We start from the raw sequence: 20,258 nt of genomic DNA, 5'->3' as shown, positions 1-20,258 counted from the left end.
TTTCCAGCTTCCTGGTCCCGCGGCACCGCGGCACCAGAACCGCAGGAGGACCGCCGTTGACCAGTTCGGAAAACGGGCCGCAGACGCTTCTCGCCGTCGAAGAGCGGGTGAGCGTGCGCAAGCACAGTCAAGTCACCGGGACCGTCCATGCCCGCACCCTCAGCCACCAGCACGAGCAGCCTGTAGAGGTCGATCTGTCGGTGGAAACGCTGGAGGTCGAGCGGGTTCCCATCGGACGCTTCGTCGAGGGCCCGATCCCGGACCGCCAGGATGGCGACACCACCGTCATCTCGGTGATCGAGGAGGTGGCGACCTTGGAAGTCCGCCTGAAGCTGGTGGAAGAGGTCCGGATCACTCGCCGCACCACGAGCCGGACGATGACCGACCACGTCACCGTGCGCCGTCAGGAGGTCGTTATCGAGCAGGACCCGTCTTCGGACACCCTCTGACCTGAGCGGCCTGATTTACCCCAAGAGCCTGAAATACTTTAAATCCTACTGGAGACTATCATGAGCACCATCATCGTTGGACTTTACAAGGAAAGCGGTTCCGCCAAGAAGGCCTATCAGGCCCTGATCGCGGCGGGCTGCCAGGAAGCGGACATCGAAACCTTCGGCGGCGCCGACAGCGCCGACAAAGCCGCCCAGGGCCTGCTGGGACACGGCTTCGACAAGGAACTGGCCGAGCAGTACGGTGCAGCCATCCGCCAGGGCCACACCCTGGTGGCGGCCGACATCGCCGACCAGGATGCCGACGCGGCGGAAGCCATCCTCGATGAAAACGGGTCCGTTGACCTGCCCGAGCCCCCGGCGGCGGGTAAGCCGGCCCAGAAGGCGGGCAACGGCGGCAGCGTCGAGCAGGAGACCCTCCAGTCGGTGAAGGAGGAGGTCGAGATCGGCAAGCGCCGGGTCGCCAAGGGCGGGGTGAAGGCCACGTCGGAGGTTACCGAGACGCCGGTCCGGGAAACCGTGACGCTGCGCGACGAAACGGTGGATGTGGAACACCGCAAGGTCGACCGGTCCCTGAGCGCCGACGAGGAGAAGGCCGCCTTCGGTGAGAAGACCATCGAACTGACGGCGACCTCCGAAACGCCGGAGATCACCAAGGAGGCCCGCGTCGTCGGGGAGGTCGTGCTGTCCAAGACGGCGTCCGAACAGGAAAAGACCGTGGAGGCCGTCGCCCGCCGCACCGACGTCAAGGTGGAGCCGGTCGGCGGCAAGGCGGGCGGCAACAAGTCCGGCGCCAAGCCCGGCAACAAGCGCTGATCTGAAGCGCGCAATGCGTGGCAAGGCGGATGTCAACCGCCCGCCTCCGACGGCCATCCCGGACACAAGCCGGGGTGGCCGTCCGGCATCCGGCACCCCCGATGCAAGATCGAACGACATGAGCGAGGACGCCGGCCGGCTGCCGAAGGAGCCGGTGGATCGCATCACCAAACCCCTCACACGGTTCCTGCGGATCGAGGCGGCTGCCGGCGGCGCCCTGTTGCTGTGCACCGCCCTGACCCTGCTTCTGTCCAACTCCCCCTGGTCCACACCGTTCCTGGCCATCTGGGATACCCAAGCCGGACTTCATCTGGGTGACATCGAGTTCTCCCGGTCGTTGAAGCACTGGATCAACGACGGATTGATGACGCTGTTCTTCTTCGTCGCCGCGCTTGAGCTGAAGCGGGAGATGGTGCTGGGCGAACTCCGCAACCCGCGGATGGCCGCGCTTTCGATCGCCGCGGCATTGGGTGGAATGATCGTGCCCGCCGCCCTTTTCCTCCTGGTGGTGGGCGACGGGGACAGCGTTCATGGCTGGGGGGCGGTCACGGCGACCGATACCGCCTTCGTGATCGGCTGCCTGGCAATCCTCGGGACGCGCATTCCCCACAGCCTTCGGCTGTTCCTGCTGTCGCTGGCGATCTTCGACGACATCGGCGCGATCCTGGTGATCGCGATCGGCTATGGCAGCGCCCTCGATCCGGCGGCCCTCGGACTGGCCGGGCTGGGGGTTGGCGTCGTGGCAGGGATCGCCCGCGCAGGCGTCCGCAACCTCACGGCCTATTTCGCGCTGGGCGGAGCGATCTGGCTGGCCCTGGACATTTCGGGCGTCCATCCGACGCTGGCCGGTGTCCTTCTCGGCCTGATGACGCCGGCGCGCAGCTGGGTGAGCGACCACCGCCTGCGCAGCATCCTGGGGCGCGTTACCGCCTACCCGCCGGGAGAGCATTGGAGCGGCGACACGGCCGACCGCCACGACCTGCGCCGGGCCGGCGTCGCGACCCGCGAGGCGCTGTCTCCGATCGAACGCCTGGAGATCCTGCTGCATCCCTGGATCGCCTTCCTGATCATGCCGCTCTTCGCCTTGGCGAATGCCGGCCTGCCGCTGACGGCCGAAGGGATCGACGCCCCCCTGACCCTGGCAATTCTGCTGGCTTTCGTCTTTGGCAAGCCTGTCGGGGTGGTGACCTTCAGCGTTGTGGCCGTGACGCTGCGCCTGGCCATTCTCCCGGCGGAGCTGTCCTGGGGCATTCTCGCTGCCGGTTCGCTGCTGACGGGCATCGGCTTTACGATGGCGCTGTTCATTGCCGAGCTGGCGTTCGACCCATCCCTGATCGCTGCCGCCAAGCTCGGCATCCTGGCCGCCTCCATCGTCTCGGCAGGATGCGGCCTCCTGGCACTGACCTGGCTGACCTCCGCCGCAAGGAGACAGACGCAACAGACTGAGTTGGCGGACAAGCGACCGTGACGGCTTCTTGGGTCGCCTGCCTCAGAACCAGAGCCCGTTCGTCACCAGGGCGGCAAGGAGCGCCGCCAATGCAAGGATGATCCAACGGTTGCCGCCGGTTGCACCGCGCATCCGACCGGCGGCGTCGTTGGTCGGCATGGCAGTGGCGATCGCGGCAGCTCCCTTTTTAGGCAAAAGCGCCACGAGACGGTCCGCGATCCTGTCGGTGTCCGTTGTCCCAGGCTGTTTCTCAGGAAGCTGACGAAGGATGGCGGCAAGCCGTGACCTCGCCGCATCCTTTGACAACACCGCCAGGCGAGATCCTTCGGCCCAGGGATCGAGGTCAAGTCGGGCCAGGGCCGAGAGGACGCTGAGCGGCGTTCCATTCTTTTCCATCCAAACTGGCGCAGAGAGGAAATCGCCCAAGTTGGACTGGTGCAGGGTGTATTCGGCGCGCAATGGCATGTCAGCCTCCCCATAAAAGAGTTGCTATCCATTATATGTGCCATTCCGATCTTATATCATCGGCCTATCATGATTATAGAAATTCGCCATTACCATATTTTATTTATGAACAAATCTCACAATAGTGATTCAAAATAAATAAATTACGTGGATGCGTTTATCATGAAAACGCATGTGATGACAATGTCCACTTGCCATAAACACAGGGAACCATCATCACACATCTGATGTTGATTGGTTGAAGAGTGTCCGACGCCTCATGCTTCTCCATCCGGCCATTTGTCACCCTGGCCGCCGGAGACGCCAGATCTCTGCGTCCCCTCCAGGCTCAAGGACCACGACCATGATCACGAAGCAAGGCGTCTACACGGCGCCCGACGCGGCACCGCACCGCACAATTCTGACCGGTTCGGACGTGGAGGTGAGGCCGGGTGTTCATCGCCGCGTATCGTGGGCGGGCGTCTTTGCGGGCGTCGTGCTTGCCCTGGCGATCCAGCTGCTGCTGAGCATGCTCGGGCTCGGCATCGGAATGACGGCCATCGATCCCGCCGCGGGCCGTGAAGGCTTGCCGCAGGCGAGTTCCTTCGGGATCGGCGCGGGACTGTGGTGGACGATCAGCTACATGGTGGCGCTTGGCATCGGCGGCTATGTGGCGGCCCGGCTTGCCGGGGTGGCGGTCCGTGGCGATGGCCTGATCCATGGTCTGCTGACCTGGGCTTTCGCGCTGCTGATCAGCGCCTATCTCGTGACCACCACGCTGGGTGGCATCACAAGGGGGGCGTTCAGTGCGCTGGGCAGCGCAACCTCGGGCGTGGCGCAGACAATGCAACAGGCTGTTCCGGAGGTCGTTCGCGCATCGGGACTGTCCGCCGAGGAGTTGCGGGGGCGGGCCGAGGATCTGTTGCGCCCGGCCGATCAACAGCGCAGCGGCGACGATGCCCGCACCCAGCTGCTCAGCGCCCTGACCACGATGGCGACCGGCGGGCCGCAGGCGGACCAGGCGCGTCAGCAGGCTGTTTCCATCATTGCGCAACAGGCCGGGGTCCCCGAGGATCAGGCGCGTCAGCGGCTTCAGCAGGTCGAGCAGCAGTTCGGCGCCGCCAAGCAGCAGGCCGCCGAGACGGCGACCAACGCGGCGGAGGCAACCAGCAACACCCTGTCCGCCGCCGGCATCTGGGGCACCATCGCCCTGCTGCTGGGCGCGGTGGCCGCCGCGGTCGGCGGTCGCCTGGGCACCCAGCGGCCGGAGCATTCGGCAATTGCCGATTGACGCCATCGGAGTCGGAACGGCGGGTTTGACGTTGGCGTTTCGTTAATGATGAAGCGACATGGTGTCTCCTTGCGGAGGGATCATGTCGCTTATCTGGTTTTGCGCTTGCGCGTACTTGCTCGTCGGCATCGTCGGTCTGCTCGAGGCGGAGGTCCGGGTGAAGCCAGGCAGCTCCCCCCTGGCCGTGCAGATCGCCTGGTCGACGCTCTGCTTCGCCTTGACCTATCCGGCCAGTGCAATGATGCGCTGGATAATGCTGCGAACCCGTCCGTGATCGCCATGCCGCGGCTCGTCCCCGGCATTCCCCTTCGGTCGCAAGGCCCCATCGGGATGCGATGACGGAGCCCACAGGAGGCGGCCGCCGGGAGGCCGGCAAAGAAGGAGATGCCGGAACCTCACAGCCCATCCCTGACGATCACCACATACGGGAGGATCGTTGCCCAGCCGGGCTGACGCCAACCGGGCTGACAAGGACCTTTTCGAAATGAAAGCCGCCGCTGTCCTTTTGCTCCTGACGCTCGTGGGTGGCGCGTCTGCGGCTTCCGCCGACGAACGCAACCCGACGATTCTCTTCGATCCGGGCAATTACGTCGACGGCGCCGGTGTCGTGCGCAGCCGTGAGGGCCGGCCCATCGGGCGGATCGAGGAGGAGGTTGGCGGCAGCCATGTGCTGCGTGACAGCAATGGACGCCGGAGCGGCAATGTCGTGCCCGGCTTCAATAAGAATGAACTGGTCATCCGGGATGGCGATGGCCGCCGCCAGGGCACGCTGGAGCGTCGGTGAGGGGGGGCTCGGACCCGCGACGGAGGTGTGTTCAAGGCGCCGAGGGAGCGGCCGTCACGATCATGGGATGCAGCATGGACCGGCCTCCCCCCTTGGGTGCCGGTCAACTCACCCTCAGAAGGGTCGCGATCTGCTCCGCCAGAGCCTGTGGTTTGAAGGGTTTGTGGAGAACCGCGCAGTGCTCGATTCCTTCCGGTCTGTCGGCATAGCCGGTGATGAGCAGAACGGGCAGCGACGGCGCAAGACGCCGGGTCTCCTGGATCAGGGCGACGCCGCTCATGCCCGGCATGGCATAGTCGGTGATCATGACATCGACCGGCGTCCGTTCCTGAAGAACCTGCAATGCCTCCAATCCACCCGTGGCGGCAATCACCTGGTAACCGAGCATCTCCAGGACGGCCGCCGCACCGGCCCGGACCAGCGGGTCATCATCGACCAGCAGCACCACGGCACCGTCCCCCGGAATCGTCTTTGACGGCGGCTCCTGGGTCGAAGCCCGCGCCTCCGACGCACGCGGGATGAAGATGGTCACCGAGGTCCCCTTGCCGACCTTGCTGGCGATCGCCACGCCGCCGCCGGATTGGGCAACCATGCCATAGACCATCGATAGGCCCAGGCCCGAGCCCCCACCGACCCCCTTGGTGGTGAAGAAGGGTTCGAAGACCCTGGCCAAGGTCGCCTCGTCCATGCCGATGCCGGTATCGGTCAGGCTGATCGCGACATAGTCGCCGGGCGCCAGCTCCGCCGGGCGTCCCGCTTCGCCCTGCCGCCCGATGGCGATGTTGTCGGCACGCAAGGTCAGAACCCCACCTCGGGGCATCGCATCCCTCGCATTGATCGCCAGATTGAGGATTGCCGATTCCAGCTGCGCCGGATCGACCATCACCGGCGCCGTGCCTGGTGGAACATCGATGTCGAAGCGGATCAGGCCGTCCAGCGTGCGTTCCAGCAAGGGCCGCATGCCCTCGAACAGGGGACGCAGGATTGTCGGCCTCGGCGCGAGCATCTGGCGCCGGGCGAAGGCGAGCAGCGAATGCGTCAGCTGGGCACCGCGCGTGATGGCTTCCTCCGCGGCGGCGAACAGCCGGCGCGGAGACCCTTCCGGAACATGCCGTCCCAGCACGGCGAGACAACTGCCGATGCCCTGGAGCAGGTTGTTGAAGTCATGGGCCATACCGCCGCTGAGCTGGCCGACGACCTCCATCTTCTGCGCCTGCACCAGCTGGGCGGTGCGTTCCTGGACAAGGCGCTCCAGTTCTTCCCGCGACCGCTCCAGGACGGCTTCGGCTTCACGCTGTTCGGTTATGTCGATGTGGACCCCGACCCATTCGCGGATTGCCCCGCTTGGGCCGATCAGCGGGATGGCCTGGATGCTGAAACGGCGCCAGATGCCGTCACGGCGCCGCACCCGATGCTCGAACAGGAAGGTCCGCCGTCCCGCCACCGCGGCTTCCCAGGCCTCGATGGTCGCCTGGGCATCCTCGGGATGGACGGCCCTGGACCATCCGTAGCCCTGGTATTCGTCATAGGACTGCCCCGTCAGCGTCGACCAGCCGAGCTGTTCCCCTTTCATCTCCCCCTGGGCGTTGTTGGTCCACAGGATGCCGTTGACGGCCCGGACGGCTGCCCGGAAACGCTCCTCGCTCTCGCGCAGCGCCGTTTCCGCGGCCCTGCGGCTCTCCACATCGATGAGGACGCCCGGGAAGTTCAGAGGCGTCCCATCGGGGGCATGCTCGACCCGTCCGTTCGCTTCGATCCAATGGTAGCGTCCATCCTGGCGACGCACCCGGTACTGGTGGGCATAGGGTCCGCCGCGTCGGATCACTTCGTCGACTGCCGCCATCAGTCCCGGTTTGTCGTCGGGATGCACAGTTCCGACCACCTGTTCGCTGCCCAGCCCTGTACGGCATCGTTCGGGATCGAGCCCGAACGATCGGGCGAACTGCTCGTCTGCCGTGAAACGATCCGTCGGCAGATGCCAGAACCAGGTGCCGATGATGGCCCCGGCATCCAGGGCAAGCTGCACACGCTGGGCATCGGCGCGGGCGCGGGCCTCGCTCTCCATGAGCTGGCGCCGCATCATCACCTGGGCGGTGATTTCGGTGCAGGCGCAGAACAGGCCGGCGACCGATCCCGCCTCGTCCCGCAATGGCGAGTAGAAAAAGGAGAAGTGGGTTTCCTCCGGATAGCCGCGGCGCTCGATGATGAGCGTGATGTCGTCCATCTGGACCGGCTCGCCGCGATAGGCCTGGGCGACGATGCCCTCGAGATCGCTGCGTATCTCGCTCCAGACGTCGAGGAAATCGCCCCCCATGGCGCGTGGATGTTTGTCCGCCAGAAGCCGGGCGTAAGGCGTGTTGTAGATAAGGGTGCGTCCGGGACCCCAGACGACGAACATCGGCTGGTTGGAGCCGAGCATGATCGCGACCGTTGCCTTCAGCGGCGATGGCCAATTCTCCGGCGGGCCCAGGGGTGTATCAGCCCAATCATGCTCCAGGAGAAGGGCGCCGCAGGAGCCGCCTTCCGTCAGGAACGCCGGGCCGGACTCATGTGCGGATCGATGGTGCCCGCCGGCCATCGGGCCATGGGGAGCTGTCAACGGGGGTCTCTCCAGGCTGTGGTCATGCGGGCGTGGTTCCAGTGAAAATAGAAGAAGCGGTCTGTAAGTTCCACCTCACCGAACAGACTGCAAAGGAGACGTTGGTGCACAAAGCCCGATCTGGTGGTGGTCAGGAGGGCGAGCGGTTATAGAGGTTGCCCGCTGAAATCGAGCCGCTGATGCCGTACAAGGCCAATGAGCCCCGCCGCCACAAGATCCCGAAGGCCCGGTACCATGTGGAGAACTGGTCGGCCTACGATGCGGCGCTGCGCCGGCGCGGTGACCTGACGATCTGGGTGACGCCGGAGGCGATCGCCGCCTGGACGCCGCCGGCTTCGGGCCGCCGCGGTCGGCGAGCGAGACCGCTGCCGGCGCCCCCAGCCAACGCGACCGCCACATCCGTGGGATTGCCGCGCGTGGTCGGCAGGGCTGGCAGCGGGACGTCCGCTACGGCCGCCGCTCCTTGGGCGAGGTCGCGATGATGCGCTACAAGCAGCTGATCGGGCGGACCCTGCGTGCCCGGAATCTGCCTGCCCAGCAGGTCGAGGCCGCCTCTGGATGCAAAGTCATGAACATCATGACCAGCTTGGGAATGCCCGCCTCCCGCAAGGGTGCCTGATCCCCACCGGCCGCGGGTGGATTCCGCTCTCACGCCGAATTGTGCACCAAAGTCACAACGCCCCGGATGCCTGATCCCCGTTACGGAACCGCCGCTCTCACAGCTTCCACCTCAGCCCGGCCCGGGCGGAGACGGTGTTCGCGCGGGCGCGCAGCTCGTCCTGCACGACCAGGCCGGCGCTCACGCCATCGTCCAGTTCGACGCTGGCCCCGAGGCCGAACAGCGCCGCGTCGCGTCCAGGACGGCTGGCATCCGCGGTGAAGGCCGCCCCGGCCAGCCGGTGGCTGCTGGTCGCCGTCATGTCGGCGAAGTCGTGCCCCCAGGCCAGCGACGCTTCCGGCCGAAGGGTCCAGCCGCCCAGGTCGAGGCGGGTGCCGCCCCGCACACCGACCGTGCTGCGCAGGCTGGTCCACGCTGCGGCGTCGACGTCCAGGGCCGCTGCTCCTCCTTCCTCGTTGAAAGACCGGCGGGTGAGCCGGTCGACCCGCAGCCCAACCCGCGGCTCGATCCAGGCGGTATCGCCGGCGATCGCCATCCGGTGCCCGGTCGCCAATTCCGCTGACAGGTCGTGCCCGCCGGCCTTGGCCGCCGCCCCTTGGGCGAAACCGCTGAAAGAGACGACGCGCTGGGTGTCGTAGTGGGCGTAACCGTAACCGAGCGCCCCTTCGACATAAGGTCCGTCATAGCCCATCAGGTTCCAGCTGCCGTACAGCGTCGCCTGGTAACTGTCGGCCTTGCCTTTCCCCAGCCCGTCCTGCGAGGACACCCGGTTGCGCAGATAGCCCAATGCGATGCCCGCCGTGACGCCGCCATCGAAGGAGCGGTCCGCCCCCACAAGGAAGCCGCCGATGCGTTCGGTCCTCCCGGCGGCGTTGCCGTCCGCCCCGACCCGGCCGTAGGCAGCCAGCGGCTGCCCCCACACCCCGCCCGCCGCCGTGGCGGTCGAATTGCCGCGCCCCGAGTCACGGCCCTCCGAGCCACCGCTCCCCGCTACGCCGATGGCCACGGCATTCCCGCTGCCGCCGCCCAGGCGCAGGTCGCCGAAGGCCGCGCCGTCGCCGCGCAAGGCTGCCAGACGGTCCGCCACCGCTTGGCCGAACAGACGGCGGTTGCCGCGGTCGGCGGCCAGCATGTCGGCGTGCAGCTTGCCCGAGAGTTGGTCGAGCGCCGAGGTGATCCCGCGGGTGTCCAGGCCGTAAAGCCCGCTGAACAGCGGAGCCGACGATCCGCTCAGGCGCAGGCCGGCTGCAGGCCGCGCCGCATCGACCGCAGCGGCGGCCGACCGCTGGTTGCTGGTGAATCCGACAGCCGCGTAGCGTGTGGGTGTCACCACCAGTTGGACGCTGTCGGCGCCGTAGAGAGCGTCGAAGCGGGTGCCGGCGGCCAGCCCGTCGGAGGGTTGCGCCAGACTGTCGAAGCCGCCCAGCACGCCGCCCGACGCGGCGACGACGGTGAAGCGCTCGCCGAGCGCCGGGGTGTAGCCGTTGGTGGCGCTGCCGCCGATGCCGCGCAGCACCGGTGCGAGCGTGCCGGCGGCGGTGAAGGCGGCGCCCTGGACCACGATCCGGTCGTGATGGCCGGCGCCGATGCCGGCGGTGGGGCCGTCGATCTCTGCCCGGTAGACGCCGGTCGAGGTCAGGGTCACGGCCGAGCCGACCGTCAGCACGCCCGGCGAGTTGCCGGGGGAGAGCGTGCCGGCCACGGTCGTGGTGCCGAGGATGACGCCGCTGCCGCCGAGCGTCGCCCCATCGGCGACGGTGACGGTGCCGCGGGCGGTGCCGTCGATCCTGGCGGTCCCGCCGTCGGCGAGGGCGACCGCGCCGGTGCTGCCGGTGCCTTCGACCGCGAGGGTGGCGTTCTGCACGGTAACCGGCGCCATGATGGCGCCGTCGACGGTGGCGCTGCCGCCGTCGCTGACGGTGACGGCACCGTTGACGATGCCGTTCGGCGCCACTCTCAACGTGCCGCCGGACACGGCCACCGTGCCGCCCACGCCGCCGCCGCCGACCACGGTCATGGTGCCGCCCCCGGTGAGCGTGACCGGGGAGGCGACCACGCCGCCGACGACGGCCGAGCCGCTGTTGACGGTGAGCGGCCCGGTGACGATGCCGCTGCCGGCGACGAGCAGGGTGCCGCCGTTCCGGACGGCAAGGCCGCCGCTGTTGGACACGCTGCTGGCCACCGTGACGGTGCCGGCCTCCGATACGATGAGCGCCCCGCTGCCGGTGACGGCGCCCTTCAGCTCTACGGAGGAGCCGCCGGGGGCGATGACGCCGCTGTTGCCGGTGACGTCGACGGATTGGGTCAGGGTGAGCGGCGACGATGGCCTCAAAGTGCCGCCGTCGAAGGTGACGCTGGTGGCCTGGACCGCGCCGTCGCCGTTGGTGAAGCTCGTCCGGCTGGTATCGATGACCCCCGTCACCGGGGGCGGCGACACCACGGGCGGCGGCGACACCACCACGGGCGGCGACACCACCACGGGCGGCGACACCACCACGGGCGGTGACACCACTTCGGGCGAAGTGGGTGGCGACACCACCACCGGCGGGGACACCACAGGAGGCGGCGGCGGAGAAGGTGGCGGAGAAGGTGGCGGAGGCGGAGGCGGAGGCGGAGGCGGCGGCGGCGGTGGCGGTGGCGGAGACACCGCCTGGGTCAGCGTCAGAAGGACTCTGTTTGTCGCGCTGTCGTAGGTGAGGGTCGGTGTGAGGGTGGAGTCGCTTTCGGTGACCGAACTGAAGGCGCCGGCGACGCTGCCGGCGGTCAGGATGGTGTATTGCGTGGGCAGCGTGTATCCGGCGCCGCTGGAAACGACCGCGAGTGTGCCGCCCAGGCTGGCCGCCCCGCTAACCGCCAACTGGCTGGCGGTGGAGGGCGTGGTGTGGATGGCCAGGGTAGAGCCGCTCGCCTGGGTATAGGCGCCGTTGACCGTCAGTGTTCCCGGCGCGCCGGATGCGGTCGGAACGATGGTCGCGCCGTCCGCCGCGTTCAGGGCGCCGCTCACGGTTCCGGTGCTGACGAGCGTACCGCCGTTGCCAACACTGACGGTGCTGTTCAGCGTCCCGGTAAGGCGCAGGATGCCGCTCTGGAGCGCGGTGTTGGTGACGGTGCCGCCGCCGTTCAGCGTCCAGTCCGTGCCGTTCATGGTGAGCGTCGTGAAGCCGGAGACCGTTCCGGTGATCGTGCCGCTCCCCTCCAGATTAAGCGGGCGGGTGGTGCCGATGCTGGCGATCTTCACGTCGCCGGTTATGGAACTGCCGTCCTTCAGGGTGACGACGCTGGTCGATCCGGGAAAGGTCAGGTTGATCGCGGCGTAGCCGGTTCCGGCGACGATGGCGCCGGAATTGGTCAAGGTCGTGGGGCCGCTCATGACGATGGCGTCGCCCGGTCCCGCGATGGTCCCGTAATTGACGAGCGTGTTGGTGGTGAAGAGGCTGGAGGCGTAGACGGCGGCGAATTCGGGAAACTCGGTGGAGTTGTTCTTGATCAGCGCCGATCCGTCGGTGGGCGAGCCGTTGATGAGGTTGATCGGGTTCTTGACGTCGATCCCGTAGAAATTTCCGATGATGGTGCCGGTGTTGTAGACCGTCGATCGGATGGTTGCGGAATTGTTGACCTCGAAGCCGGCATAGGAATTCGGAGCGTTGATCAGCCCGGTGTTGATCAGGGTGCCGGCGAACCGCCCATAGACACCGTCGGCCTGGAAGAAGCGGCCGATTTCGCTGATGCTGATGGTGCCGTTGTTCGTCATGCTCCAACCGGCGGCGGATATGACGTAGACGCCGGTCAGCAGGCGGTAGCTCGGCGCAACCCCGGTGTCGTCCACCGCGCCGGTTCCGGTGATGAGGATATCCCGGATGGTCGAGCCCGGCGAGAGTTGGGTCGTCTGGCGTGTGGACAGCGTCACGCTGGTGCTCTGGGCTTGCGCGGCGGAGCCGGCGAGGGATACCCCGAGCGCGATCGGCGCCGCCACCGCAATCTGCAGGTGTTTTCCCGCCCTAAGACGGTTGCGAATGGACGCGAGGGCGGACGGGGACGACGGCATCGTTGTTCACCTGGCGAGCAGAACGGCTTGCGGGTTCGGAAGATTTCGGTCCGAACACTAGGCGAGTCTCTTGCTCTATATCAATATCTTCCAGCTACGGATTTGCTATTGTCACATATGATCTAAATAAATCTTCATTTAATTTCAGAAAGACTTATAGCAGTATCGCAAGAACGAAATATGATAATATTTAGTTACCGTCAAATTCGCCATTTTCATCTATGAAATTTTCCGGATTAAAATTCTTCTACGCATTTTTTGTTTTATTGGATAAATCATGGGTTGTTTAAAATTGTGTATTATCATCACTTTTTTGTGCCAAGTTGATTTGTTATTCTAAGTCTGAACGCCGTTTTTGTCGCATCTGGTTGAATTTGGGGGCGATTTGGAAGCGCGCAACGACCGCATTAAACCCGCCATCGCTTGCAGCGGAGCTGACCCACCCTTATCTTCCCACCGCCTTCGCCCGGCTAATCCGGGCCGGCAGCGGGCCGCGTTTCGCCGGATGGGCGATCGGCACACCCTTTCCATCAGCACCAGGATGCCGAACCATGCCGCCTGCACCTGACGACCGTTGCGGCTGCGGCAGCGGGTTGCGGACGGCCCGCTGCTGCCAGCCGGCGGCGGCCGGGCCGCTTTCCGCTGCGGCGCTGCGCCGGATCGAAGCGCAGACGGAACTTGCGGCTGACGCCTTCGACCGCGGCGACCTTGCCGCGGCACGCCGGCTGTGCCTGGAGATCCTGGACGAGGCCCCCGGACATGTGGATGCTCTGACCATTCTGGCCTGCCTGCTGCAGATCTCCGGACCTGTCGAGGCCGCAGTCGCCGTGCTTCAGCGCATCCGGCGCCTGGCTCCCGACGACGTGAACGCGACGCTGGATCTGGCCCGGCTGCTCCTGCGCGCCTTGCGTCTGCCCGAGGCGGAGGTCCAGGCACGCAACGCCGTCCGGCTGGCTCCCGCCAACCCGACCTCCCACGCGCTGCTGGCGATGACCCTGACCGAGGGCCACCAGCCCCATGCCGGCGAGTTCCACTACCGCCAGGCGCTGGCGCTGGTGGGGCCGGACGCCGTCACCCTGGCGAACCTCGCCTGGAACCTGAAGCTGCAGGGCCGCATCGACGAGGCGCGGTCGCTCTACCGCCGGTCCATCGCGCTCGATCCCGCCATCCATCTGACGTGGCTGGGCCGGGCGCAGACCGAGGAGGCCGGTCATGACCTGGACGCCGCCATGCGCTTCCTCGCCCGCGCCAGGAGGCTCGACCCCGGCCACCCCGCGGACAGCTTCGAGGCGGCGCTGCTGGCGCGGCGGGGAGCGCCCGAGGCCGGCCTCGCCGTGCTGGAGGCCGCCGCCGCCCGCCCGTCCGGCCCGGATGCCGGCGAGCTTCTGGAAAAGGCGCGCCTGCTCGACCGGCTGGGCCGCCATGACGAGGCATTCGCCGCGATGGTCGCGGCCAAATCCCTGATCCGGCAAGGCGGCCGCCGCTATGCCGACGAGGAGGCGTCGGCCCTGATCGCACGGCTGACCGGCTTCTTCGTCGCCCCCCGCCTGCGGCTGCTGCCACGGCCGGAAACGCCGGCGGCCGGGGCTCAGCCGTTCTTCATCATGGGCGCCCCGCGCTCGGGGACCACGCTGGTCGAGCAGATCCTGTCGGCGCATCCGGCGGTCGCCGCCGGCGACGAACTGCCGGTTCTCGACCGGCTGGCCGGACTGCTGCCGCGGATGCTTGCCAGCCCGCTGGGCTATCCGGAAGCCCTGTCGGAGCTGTGGATGGGCGATCAGCGTGACGGGCTGGAGCGGCTGCGCGACGAGTATCTGCGTCAGGCCCGCAAGCTGGTGCCGCTCCGCCCCGGCCACCGGATCTTCACCGACAAGATGCCCTTCAACGAGCTTCATCTCGGACTGGTCGCCCTGATGCTGCCGTCCGCGCCGGTGGTGCATGTGCTGCGCCATCCGCTGGACGTCGTCCTGTCGATGATGTCCCACAACCTGACCCATGGCTTCAATTGCGCGGCCGGGCTGGAGACGGCGGCCCGTCATTGCGCGCGCGTTTTCGGGCTGGTCGCCCATTACCGGCAGGAGATGACTCTGCGCTACCTGCCGCTGCGCTACGAGGATCTGGTCCAGGAGTTCGAACCAAACGTCCGCCGCCTGCTCGGCTTCGCCGGACTGCGCTTCGACCGTCGCTGCCTGCACTTCGAGAAGAATCCGCGCGCCGCCCGGACGGCGAGCTACGCGCAGGTCGCCGAGGCGCTCTATGGCCGCTCGCTCTACCGTTACCGCCGCTACATGCGCCATCTGGAGCCGGTCATCCCGATCCTGGAGCCGGTGATCGACAGCCTCGGATACGACATCTGACGGGGAATACGGACAGCATGGGCAACCCTTTCCCTCTCCCCCCACCGTCCGCGTCCGCCGATCACGGCAGCCTGTGCGAGGAACTGCGACGGCAGGGCCGCCTGGAGGAGGCGCTCCGCCATGGCCGCCTCGCCGTCGCCCTCGACCCCGGTTCCCTAGGCGCCCTCTACAATCTCGGGCTCCTCCTCTACGACCGGCTGGAGATCGAGCAGGCGATCCTGTGGGAACGGCGGGCCGTCCGGCTGGCTCCGCTGTCGGCGGAGCCGCATTTCGAGCTGGCGGAGGCGCTGCTGCTGTCCGGCCGGCTGGAGGAGGGATGGCAGGAGTATGAATGGCGATTCCGCCTGCCGAACGTCGAGCCGCCGGTGCCGCCGGCTCTGCTGTCCGCCGGCCGGCCGGAGCCGCGCATGCAGTGGGATGGCAAGCCCGGCGCCGGGCGGCTTCTGCTGGTGGCCGACCAGGGCTTCGGCGACGTCATCCAGTTCGCCCGCTACATCCCGCTGGCGGAGCGGCTTCGCCCCGGCCTCGTGGTCGCCTGCAGCCCTGAGATGCGCCCCATCCTGCGGCAGATGCTGGATGACGAACGGCTTCACCAGGAGTGGGACGGCCTGCCGGAGTTCGAGTGCTGGTGCCCGCTGTCGGGCCTGCCGCGGCTGCTCGGCACCGGCTTGGCGACCATCCCCGCCCCGGTGCCCTACCTGCGCGCCGACCCCGACGCCGCAGCCCGGTGGAGGAAGCGCCTGGACGGGCTGCTGCCACGGGGGATGCGGCGGGTCGGGCTGGTGTGGGCCGGACGCCCGACCCACGGCAACGACCACAACCGCTCCATGCCCCTGCGCGCGCTGGCGGCGCTGTCCCGTCTGGAGCAGGTGGCGCTGGTCTCGCTCCAGCTCGGCCCGCCGCTGGCCGAGATCGGCGATTATTTCGGCAAGGCTCCCTTGGTCAATCTGGGGCCGGAGATCGACGATTTCGATGACACCATGGCGATCCTTCAAGGGCTCGACCGTCTGGTCAGCGTCGACACCGCCGTGGCGCATCTGGCCGGAGCGATGGGGGTGCCGGTGTCGATCCTGCTCCCCTTCGCGCCCGACTGGCGCTGGCTGCTGGGGCGTCGCGACACCCCCTGGTATCCGACCGCCACGCTTCACCGGCAGACCATCCCAGGCCGCTGGGACGAAGCGGTGCAGGAGGTCGCCGCCACGCGATCAGCCTGAATACAGCTGCCGGCAAACCCGGTGCGATTCCCTGGGGGGAGCGTTATCTCGCATCCTTATAGGTGCTGGGGGCACTGTCACAAAAACTGAGTCGGCGTGCAGATCACCCCCAGTTCGACATTCGCTTACGCGACCGCGGTCGCGTAAGCGAATGTCGAACTGGGGATGTTGCGCGCATCGGATCATTTCCCGTGACAATACCATGATCCGGGCTAAATAATTGGATTTGCGTATTATTCGAAGGATTTTGATCTATATTGAGTGGGAGAGACACCGACAAATTTTTTGAATGCCCGCGCGAGGTTTGCGCCGGAGGAGAAACCAGTCGATAGCGCTATATCGTCAATGGTCATATATGGATCTTTTAGGAGAGTTTTCGCTTTGCCGATCCGAACCTCGGAGATGTATCGGAATGGCGACGCACCGGTCGCTGTCTTGAAGGCCCGGCAAAAGTGAAATACGCTGAGACAGGCGATCCTGGCCAAATCGTCTAGGGAAATGTCAGTTTCCAAGTTTTCCTGGATAAATTCCACCACCCGGCTGAGGCGGCCTCGATCCAATCCCTTGCCTGAATAAGCATCGAAATACGATTCCGACAAACCGCGCTGGTCGTCGCGCGTGTAACGCTGCATAAGGCGGGCCGCCAAGCCGACCCCGAACGACTCCAAGAGCATTTGAGTTACTCTTTCATTTCTGCCCTCCTGCATCAGCTCTTCTGCGACCGCAAAGCCGATGCTCTGGATAAGAGGATCGTTGATTCCGCCTTTGTACAACAGGCACGCGATATGCGTCCCATAGCTGTCGGTTTGCAAGGCACCGAACAGATCCGTCGGCAGGTAAAAATGAAGCAACTTGAGGGGGCCGGCCTCGATGTGAAGATACCGTACCTCCACACCAGCGGGGCAAATGCTTGCAGAGCCTACCTGAGAAAGATATTTCTGTTCAGCACCGTCGGCGCGCCTACGAAAGTTTGCGCTCCCGGAAACATTGACAACGATCTCAGTAACTGGTTGCACGAAAGAAGTGCAATTCAGGCGATTGTGTTGATAAATCTCAGCGCATACCGAATTAAAATCACCAGTCTTTGATGACGCTCTGATAAGTTCGCTGCCTCCCTTGGTATATTTACTGCCGATGCCCAATCCGATATTCTGGTCGTCTTGCGGCATCATGCCAAATTTCAGCGAATAACTCGGACGTGAAGCTGCCACTGAAGTTGCTGCGGACATTCATTCCTCCTGACGTTACCGCGCTGGAAACCGGTGGGACCCTGCTGTTTACTCAAAACAAGATTCCAGTGATTTTACATTCCCCAGTAGCAAATCGTACATGCCCACGGTCTCCGCTCTTCAGGACAGATGGCTTTGCCGCGCCAGTCGATCATCGGCCTAAGTAGCAGGACGCAGCAAGGAAGATTATTGGGAAGATTGTGCGATATTGTTCTAACAATGTCCGCTCAGCCATAATTGCGGCGAGCGATGTCGAAGGACTGGCCTCCTCGGATTATGGTCTCAATTCGGGTGGCCAGGGCTAGCAGCGCATGATCACTTCCGGGTCCGCCAGACAAAAGAAAACCGGTTGGTATACCGTTATCGTCGAATCCATTTGGGATGGAAATACCGCACCAGTCGAGGAAGCTGCCGATGAGGGTATTTCGCAACACAAGCATATTCGTGGTGGCGAATAGATGATCGTCGATTTCCAAGGGTCCAAGAAGAGGCGCAGCGATTGCAACGGTGGGGTATCCGACGAATGTCGTGCCGTCGAACAGGTCCGCCATTGCATCAATCAAGTCCAGCCGGGCTTGCCTGACGATTGCCTCCGATGCCGTGCTCATATGATTGCCGAGGAGCATCCGCGTCCGCACCCGAGGGTCCATGCGCTCGGCGGCGGGTGAAGCGAGCCGGCTTCTGTGCAGCTCAAAGGCTTCCTTCCCCACGAGAGCACCATGCTGTGACGCTACCGAAAGCACCTCATCGAGGGCCGGTAAGCGGCGGTGCTCAATTCTGACACCGAAATCCTCCAGCCTGCGGACGGCTTCCTTAAAGTTTGTGGCCACATCGGCGTCGACGCTTTCCCAGACCGCATTGGTCGGCACAACCAAACGGATTTGGCCGTCGGTATGGGGCAGAACCTCGGATGGGGGAAGTCCACATGCGGCCGCATCGACGGCGATCGCGTCGGCGACTGTGCGTGTCAACACACCCGCGGTATCCAGCGTGCGGGACAATGGAAATGCCCCTTCCAACGGCCACCGCCCCCCTGACGGCTTGTAGCCGACGACGCCATTGAACGCAGCGGGAATTCTGACCGAACCGCTCGTGTCTGTCCCAATCGCGATGGGAACCAGTCCAAGCGCCACCGCGACCGCCGAGCCAGACGATGATCCGCCGGGAATGCGATCCTCGCCACAACTCCAAGGATTCCTGGGTGTACCGAAATGCGGGTTCAATCCCAGTCCTGAAAATGCGAACTCTGTCATGTTCAGTTTCCCGGCCGTGACCGCACCACAGGCCGCGATACGACGCACCAGTTCCGCGTCACGAAGGGCAGGGCCATTGTCCAACACCAAGGAGCCTGCCCGAGTAACCTCTCCCTGAACATCGAAGAGGTCCTTCCAGGCCACGGGAACGCCGTCCAATATGCTGAGCGGCCGTCCCTCCAGGTAGCGCTTCGACGCCGCGGTAGCTTCAATTTCTGCTCTCGCAACAGTCTGTTGCGTGAATATGGCCGGGTCGCTCGATGCAATGCGGCGCAACGTTGCATGCAGCAGGTGGAACGGTGTCACCGCTCCCGTAAACAGCAATTTTTCCAGCTCCAGGGCTGACTTTCCAAAAAGGAAATCGTGCACCCTCACTCCTCCCTCTTTCAGCGAAACCGGCGAGAGTATCGATCTCTAAGCGACCCAATCACGGTCGTAACTTAAATGTCAACCGCAGCCAAAAGACGCCCAAAGATTGCGGTAAAGCCACATAAATCCCCGCCAAAGATGTTTCCGCTGACTGAGTTGAACGGAATTCCGCATGCCTAAATTCCGCTAATTTATTGAAGTGACGAGATAATAACGATCTCGTGACCGGGCGGTGTCGCGTGAGGTCCGATCCTCGACCAGTTTGCAGACGTCATTGATCCTGCACAAGAGACGCAACGAACCGCAATTTGTGCTGCCATACTCCGCAATCCTCGAAAGGGCCGGCGGCTCAATAGGTGTTATTTAATCTCAGAGATCATCTGAACCAGACCGAAGACCACGAGGCAATAATGACAAAATTTCAGACTATCGATGTCCCACACCTGGGTGGTTCGAAGATCGGCTGCAGAACCGCGGCAGAATACGATTCCCAACTTCCGACGTTGGTAATGATCAATTCATTTACGACCTCATCGGAGCTGTACCGGCGTCAATTCGCCGACGCGAATCTGACCGGCAAGGTCAATCTCCTGGCACTCGAACCGTATGGGCATGGAGCGACGAGAACGGCAAGCGAGCAATTCACCTACTGGGACAGTGCGATCGCAAATATCCAGGTTCTTGATCGCCTTGGAATCAAGTCTGCGTTCGTCCTGGGCACGTCGCAGGGCGGTTGGATCGCCATGCGGATGGCGCTTCTTGCTCCATCGAAAATCGATGGCGTCATCCCCCTGGGCACGTCGATGGACTACGAAAGTGCCGCGAGCAGGGAACTCGGATGCTGGGACGCCCCGGCGTTCTGCGATCCTTGGATCGCCGACCTGGCGACGGACGTGGGTTCAACGTGGGCGCCATCGGATCAATATTGCAACGACCTCATCGATCCAGCCTTCGGTGTCAACATCGACCAGGAGACGCGTGCCTTCTGGACGTCTCGACTGAAGGAAAACTACAAAGGCGACGACGGCCGCAGCCGTCTGCGCATGTGTACCATAAACCTTCGCGACAGGGACGGTCTGCGCGGGCGGCTTGACGGTGTCGTGAGCCCAGTGCTGTGGCTGCATGGAACCGAAGACGTCGTGTATTCCGTCTCGCATGCGCAGAGAGAAGCGAAGCTGTTCCCCCGTGCGAAAAGCGTGTCGTTCAAGGCCATCGAGGGCGGACATCACTTCCTGAGCGCGACGAATCCCGAAGAGGTCAACCAGGAAGCCCTGACGTTCATCCAGAAATACTGGAGCGGCGAAGCCAGGCAGGCTGCGGAGTGATGCGCGGCCCCCGCTGG

Annotated in this window: 14 protein-coding genes and 1 pseudogene; 10 read left to right on the top strand and 5 right to left on the bottom strand. The window is 64.9% G+C overall.

Going from position 1 to position 20,258, the window contains the following annotated elements; all coding sequences use genetic code 11:
* Positions 1-56: 56 nt before the first annotated feature.
* The 3 genes from ABNQ40_RS14415 (at position 57) to nhaA (ending at position 2,733) form a co-directional block, all read left to right on the top strand.
* Positions 57-449, top strand: coding sequence for a DUF2382 domain-containing protein (locus ABNQ40_RS14415; protein ID WP_109047140.1), 393 nt, complete (start codon positions 57-59; stop codon positions 447-449).
* Between the two features lie 60 nt (positions 450-509).
* Positions 510-1,265 (top strand): YsnF/AvaK domain-containing protein, encoded by a 756-nt coding sequence (locus tag ABNQ40_RS14410; RefSeq protein WP_109047139.1) that lies wholly within the window; start codon positions 510-512, stop codon positions 1,263-1,265.
* Positions 1,266-1,383: 118 nt separating this feature from the next.
* A complete protein-coding gene (nhaA, locus tag ABNQ40_RS14405; RefSeq protein WP_391346988.1) occupies positions 1,384-2,733 on the top strand; it encodes a Na+/H+ antiporter NhaA in 1,350 nt (449 codons plus the stop codon).
* A gap of 21 nt (positions 2,734-2,754) precedes the next feature.
* On the opposite strand, the gene ABNQ40_RS14400 is transcribed toward nhaA, so the two are convergent.
* Entirely contained in the window at positions 2,755-3,177 is a 423-nt protein-coding gene (locus ABNQ40_RS14400; protein ID WP_109047137.1) for a hypothetical protein, read from the bottom strand.
* Between the two features lie 343 nt (positions 3,178-3,520).
* On the opposite strand from ABNQ40_RS14400, the gene ABNQ40_RS14395 reads away from it, so the two are divergent.
* From ABNQ40_RS14395 to ABNQ40_RS14385, 3 genes are all read left to right on the top strand, one after another.
* Positions 3,521-4,447, top strand: coding sequence for a hypothetical protein (locus ABNQ40_RS14395; protein ID WP_391346986.1), 927 nt, complete (start codon positions 3,521-3,523; stop codon positions 4,445-4,447).
* Between the two features lie 82 nt (positions 4,448-4,529).
* On the top strand, positions 4,530-4,721 hold the full coding sequence (locus ABNQ40_RS14390) for a hypothetical protein (RefSeq protein ID WP_109047135.1): 192 nt from the start codon (positions 4,530-4,532) through the stop codon (positions 4,719-4,721).
* A gap of 210 nt (positions 4,722-4,931) precedes the next feature.
* A complete protein-coding gene (locus ABNQ40_RS14385) occupies positions 4,932-5,231 on the top strand; it encodes a hypothetical protein (protein WP_391346983.1) in 300 nt (99 codons plus the stop codon).
* Positions 5,232-5,334: 103 nt separating this feature from the next.
* Here ABNQ40_RS14385 and ABNQ40_RS14380 read toward each other — a convergent pair whose 3' ends face one another.
* Entirely contained in the window at positions 5,335-7,650 is a 2,316-nt protein-coding gene (locus tag ABNQ40_RS14380) for a PAS domain-containing protein (RefSeq protein WP_391346982.1), read from the bottom strand.
* Between the two features lie 359 nt (positions 7,651-8,009).
* Between ABNQ40_RS14380 and ABNQ40_RS14375 the strand changes: the two are divergent.
* A pseudogene (locus tag ABNQ40_RS14375) lies at positions 8,010-8,449 on the top strand (hypothetical protein).
* Positions 8,450-8,546: 97 nt separating this feature from the next.
* Here ABNQ40_RS14375 and ABNQ40_RS14370 read toward each other — a convergent pair.
* A complete protein-coding gene (locus tag ABNQ40_RS14370) occupies positions 8,547-12,422 on the bottom strand; it encodes an autotransporter domain-containing protein (RefSeq protein WP_391346981.1) in 3,876 nt (1,291 codons plus the stop codon).
* 623 nt (positions 12,423-13,045) lie between these two features.
* Between ABNQ40_RS14370 and ABNQ40_RS14365 the strand changes: the two genes are divergently transcribed.
* Both ABNQ40_RS14365 and ABNQ40_RS14360 read left to right on the top strand, forming a co-directional pair.
* Positions 13,046-14,851 (top strand): tetratricopeptide repeat-containing sulfotransferase family protein, encoded by a 1,806-nt coding sequence (locus ABNQ40_RS14365; protein WP_109048590.1) that lies wholly within the window; start codon positions 13,046-13,048, stop codon positions 14,849-14,851.
* A gap of 17 nt (positions 14,852-14,868) precedes the next feature.
* On the top strand, positions 14,869-16,065 hold the full coding sequence (locus ABNQ40_RS14360; RefSeq protein ID WP_109048589.1) for a tetratricopeptide repeat-containing glycosyltransferase family protein: 1,197 nt from the start codon (positions 14,869-14,871) through the stop codon (positions 16,063-16,065).
* Between the two features lie 233 nt (positions 16,066-16,298).
* Here the strand turns inward: ABNQ40_RS14360 and ABNQ40_RS14355 are convergent, their stop codons facing one another.
* Positions 16,299-17,294: a helix-turn-helix domain-containing protein gene (locus ABNQ40_RS14355; protein WP_109046814.1), complete on the bottom strand. Its 996-nt coding sequence runs from the start codon at positions 17,292-17,294 to the stop codon at positions 16,299-16,301.
* Positions 17,295-17,521: 227 nt separating this feature from the next.
* A complete protein-coding gene (locus ABNQ40_RS14350) occupies positions 17,522-18,916 on the bottom strand; it encodes an amidase family protein (RefSeq protein WP_199235170.1) in 1,395 nt (464 codons plus the stop codon).
* A 410-nt stretch (positions 18,917-19,326) separates the two neighbouring features.
* Between ABNQ40_RS14350 and ABNQ40_RS14345 the strand changes: the two genes are divergently transcribed.
* Positions 19,327-20,241, top strand: a complete 915-nt coding sequence (locus tag ABNQ40_RS14345) for an alpha/beta fold hydrolase (protein WP_109046815.1) — start codon at positions 19,327-19,329, stop codon at positions 20,239-20,241.
* Positions 20,242-20,258: the final 17 nt, after the last annotated feature.

This window comes from Azospirillum sp. A23, from assembly GCF_042938965.1.
Classification (GTDB): Bacteria; Pseudomonadota; Alphaproteobacteria; order Azospirillales; family Azospirillaceae; genus Azospirillum; species Azospirillum melinis.
Note: the sequence above shows the minus strand (reverse complement) of the source record. Positions and strands in the feature narration are given on the sequence as shown.

Excerpts from the sequence above, each read along its gene's own strand:
- ABNQ40_RS14360 (WP_109048589.1), top strand. The coding sequence starts at position 14,869 with ATGGGCAACCCTTTCCCTCTCCCCCCACCGTCCGCGTCCGCCGATCAC.
- ABNQ40_RS14385 (WP_391346983.1), top strand. The coding sequence starts at position 4,932 with ATGAAAGCCGCCGCTGTCCTTTTGCTCCTGACGCTCGTGGGTGGCGCG.
- ABNQ40_RS14365 (WP_109048590.1), top strand. The coding sequence starts at position 13,046 with ATGCCGCCTGCACCTGACGACCGTTGCGGCTGCGGCAGCGGGTTGCGG.
- ABNQ40_RS14355 (WP_109046814.1), bottom strand. The coding sequence starts at position 17,294 with ATGTCCGCAGCAACTTCAGTGGCAGCTTCACGTCCGAGTTATTCGCTG.
- ABNQ40_RS14380 (WP_391346982.1), bottom strand. The coding sequence starts at position 7,650 with ATGCTCGGCTCCAACCAGCCGATGTTCGTCGTCTGGGGTCCCGGACGC.
- ABNQ40_RS14395 (WP_391346986.1), top strand. The coding sequence starts at position 3,521 with ATGATCACGAAGCAAGGCGTCTACACGGCGCCCGACGCGGCACCGCAC.
- ABNQ40_RS14345 (WP_109046815.1), top strand. The coding sequence starts at position 19,327 with ATGACAAAATTTCAGACTATCGATGTCCCACACCTGGGTGGTTCGAAG.
- ABNQ40_RS14410 (WP_109047139.1), top strand. The coding sequence starts at position 510 with ATGAGCACCATCATCGTTGGACTTTACAAGGAAAGCGGTTCCGCCAAG.
- ABNQ40_RS14400 (WP_109047137.1), bottom strand. The coding sequence starts at position 3,177 with ATGCCATTGCGCGCCGAATACACCCTGCACCAGTCCAACTTGGGCGAT.
- nhaA (WP_391346988.1), top strand. The coding sequence starts at position 1,384 with ATGAGCGAGGACGCCGGCCGGCTGCCGAAGGAGCCGGTGGATCGCATC.
- ABNQ40_RS14390 (WP_109047135.1), top strand. The coding sequence starts at position 4,530 with ATGTCGCTTATCTGGTTTTGCGCTTGCGCGTACTTGCTCGTCGGCATC.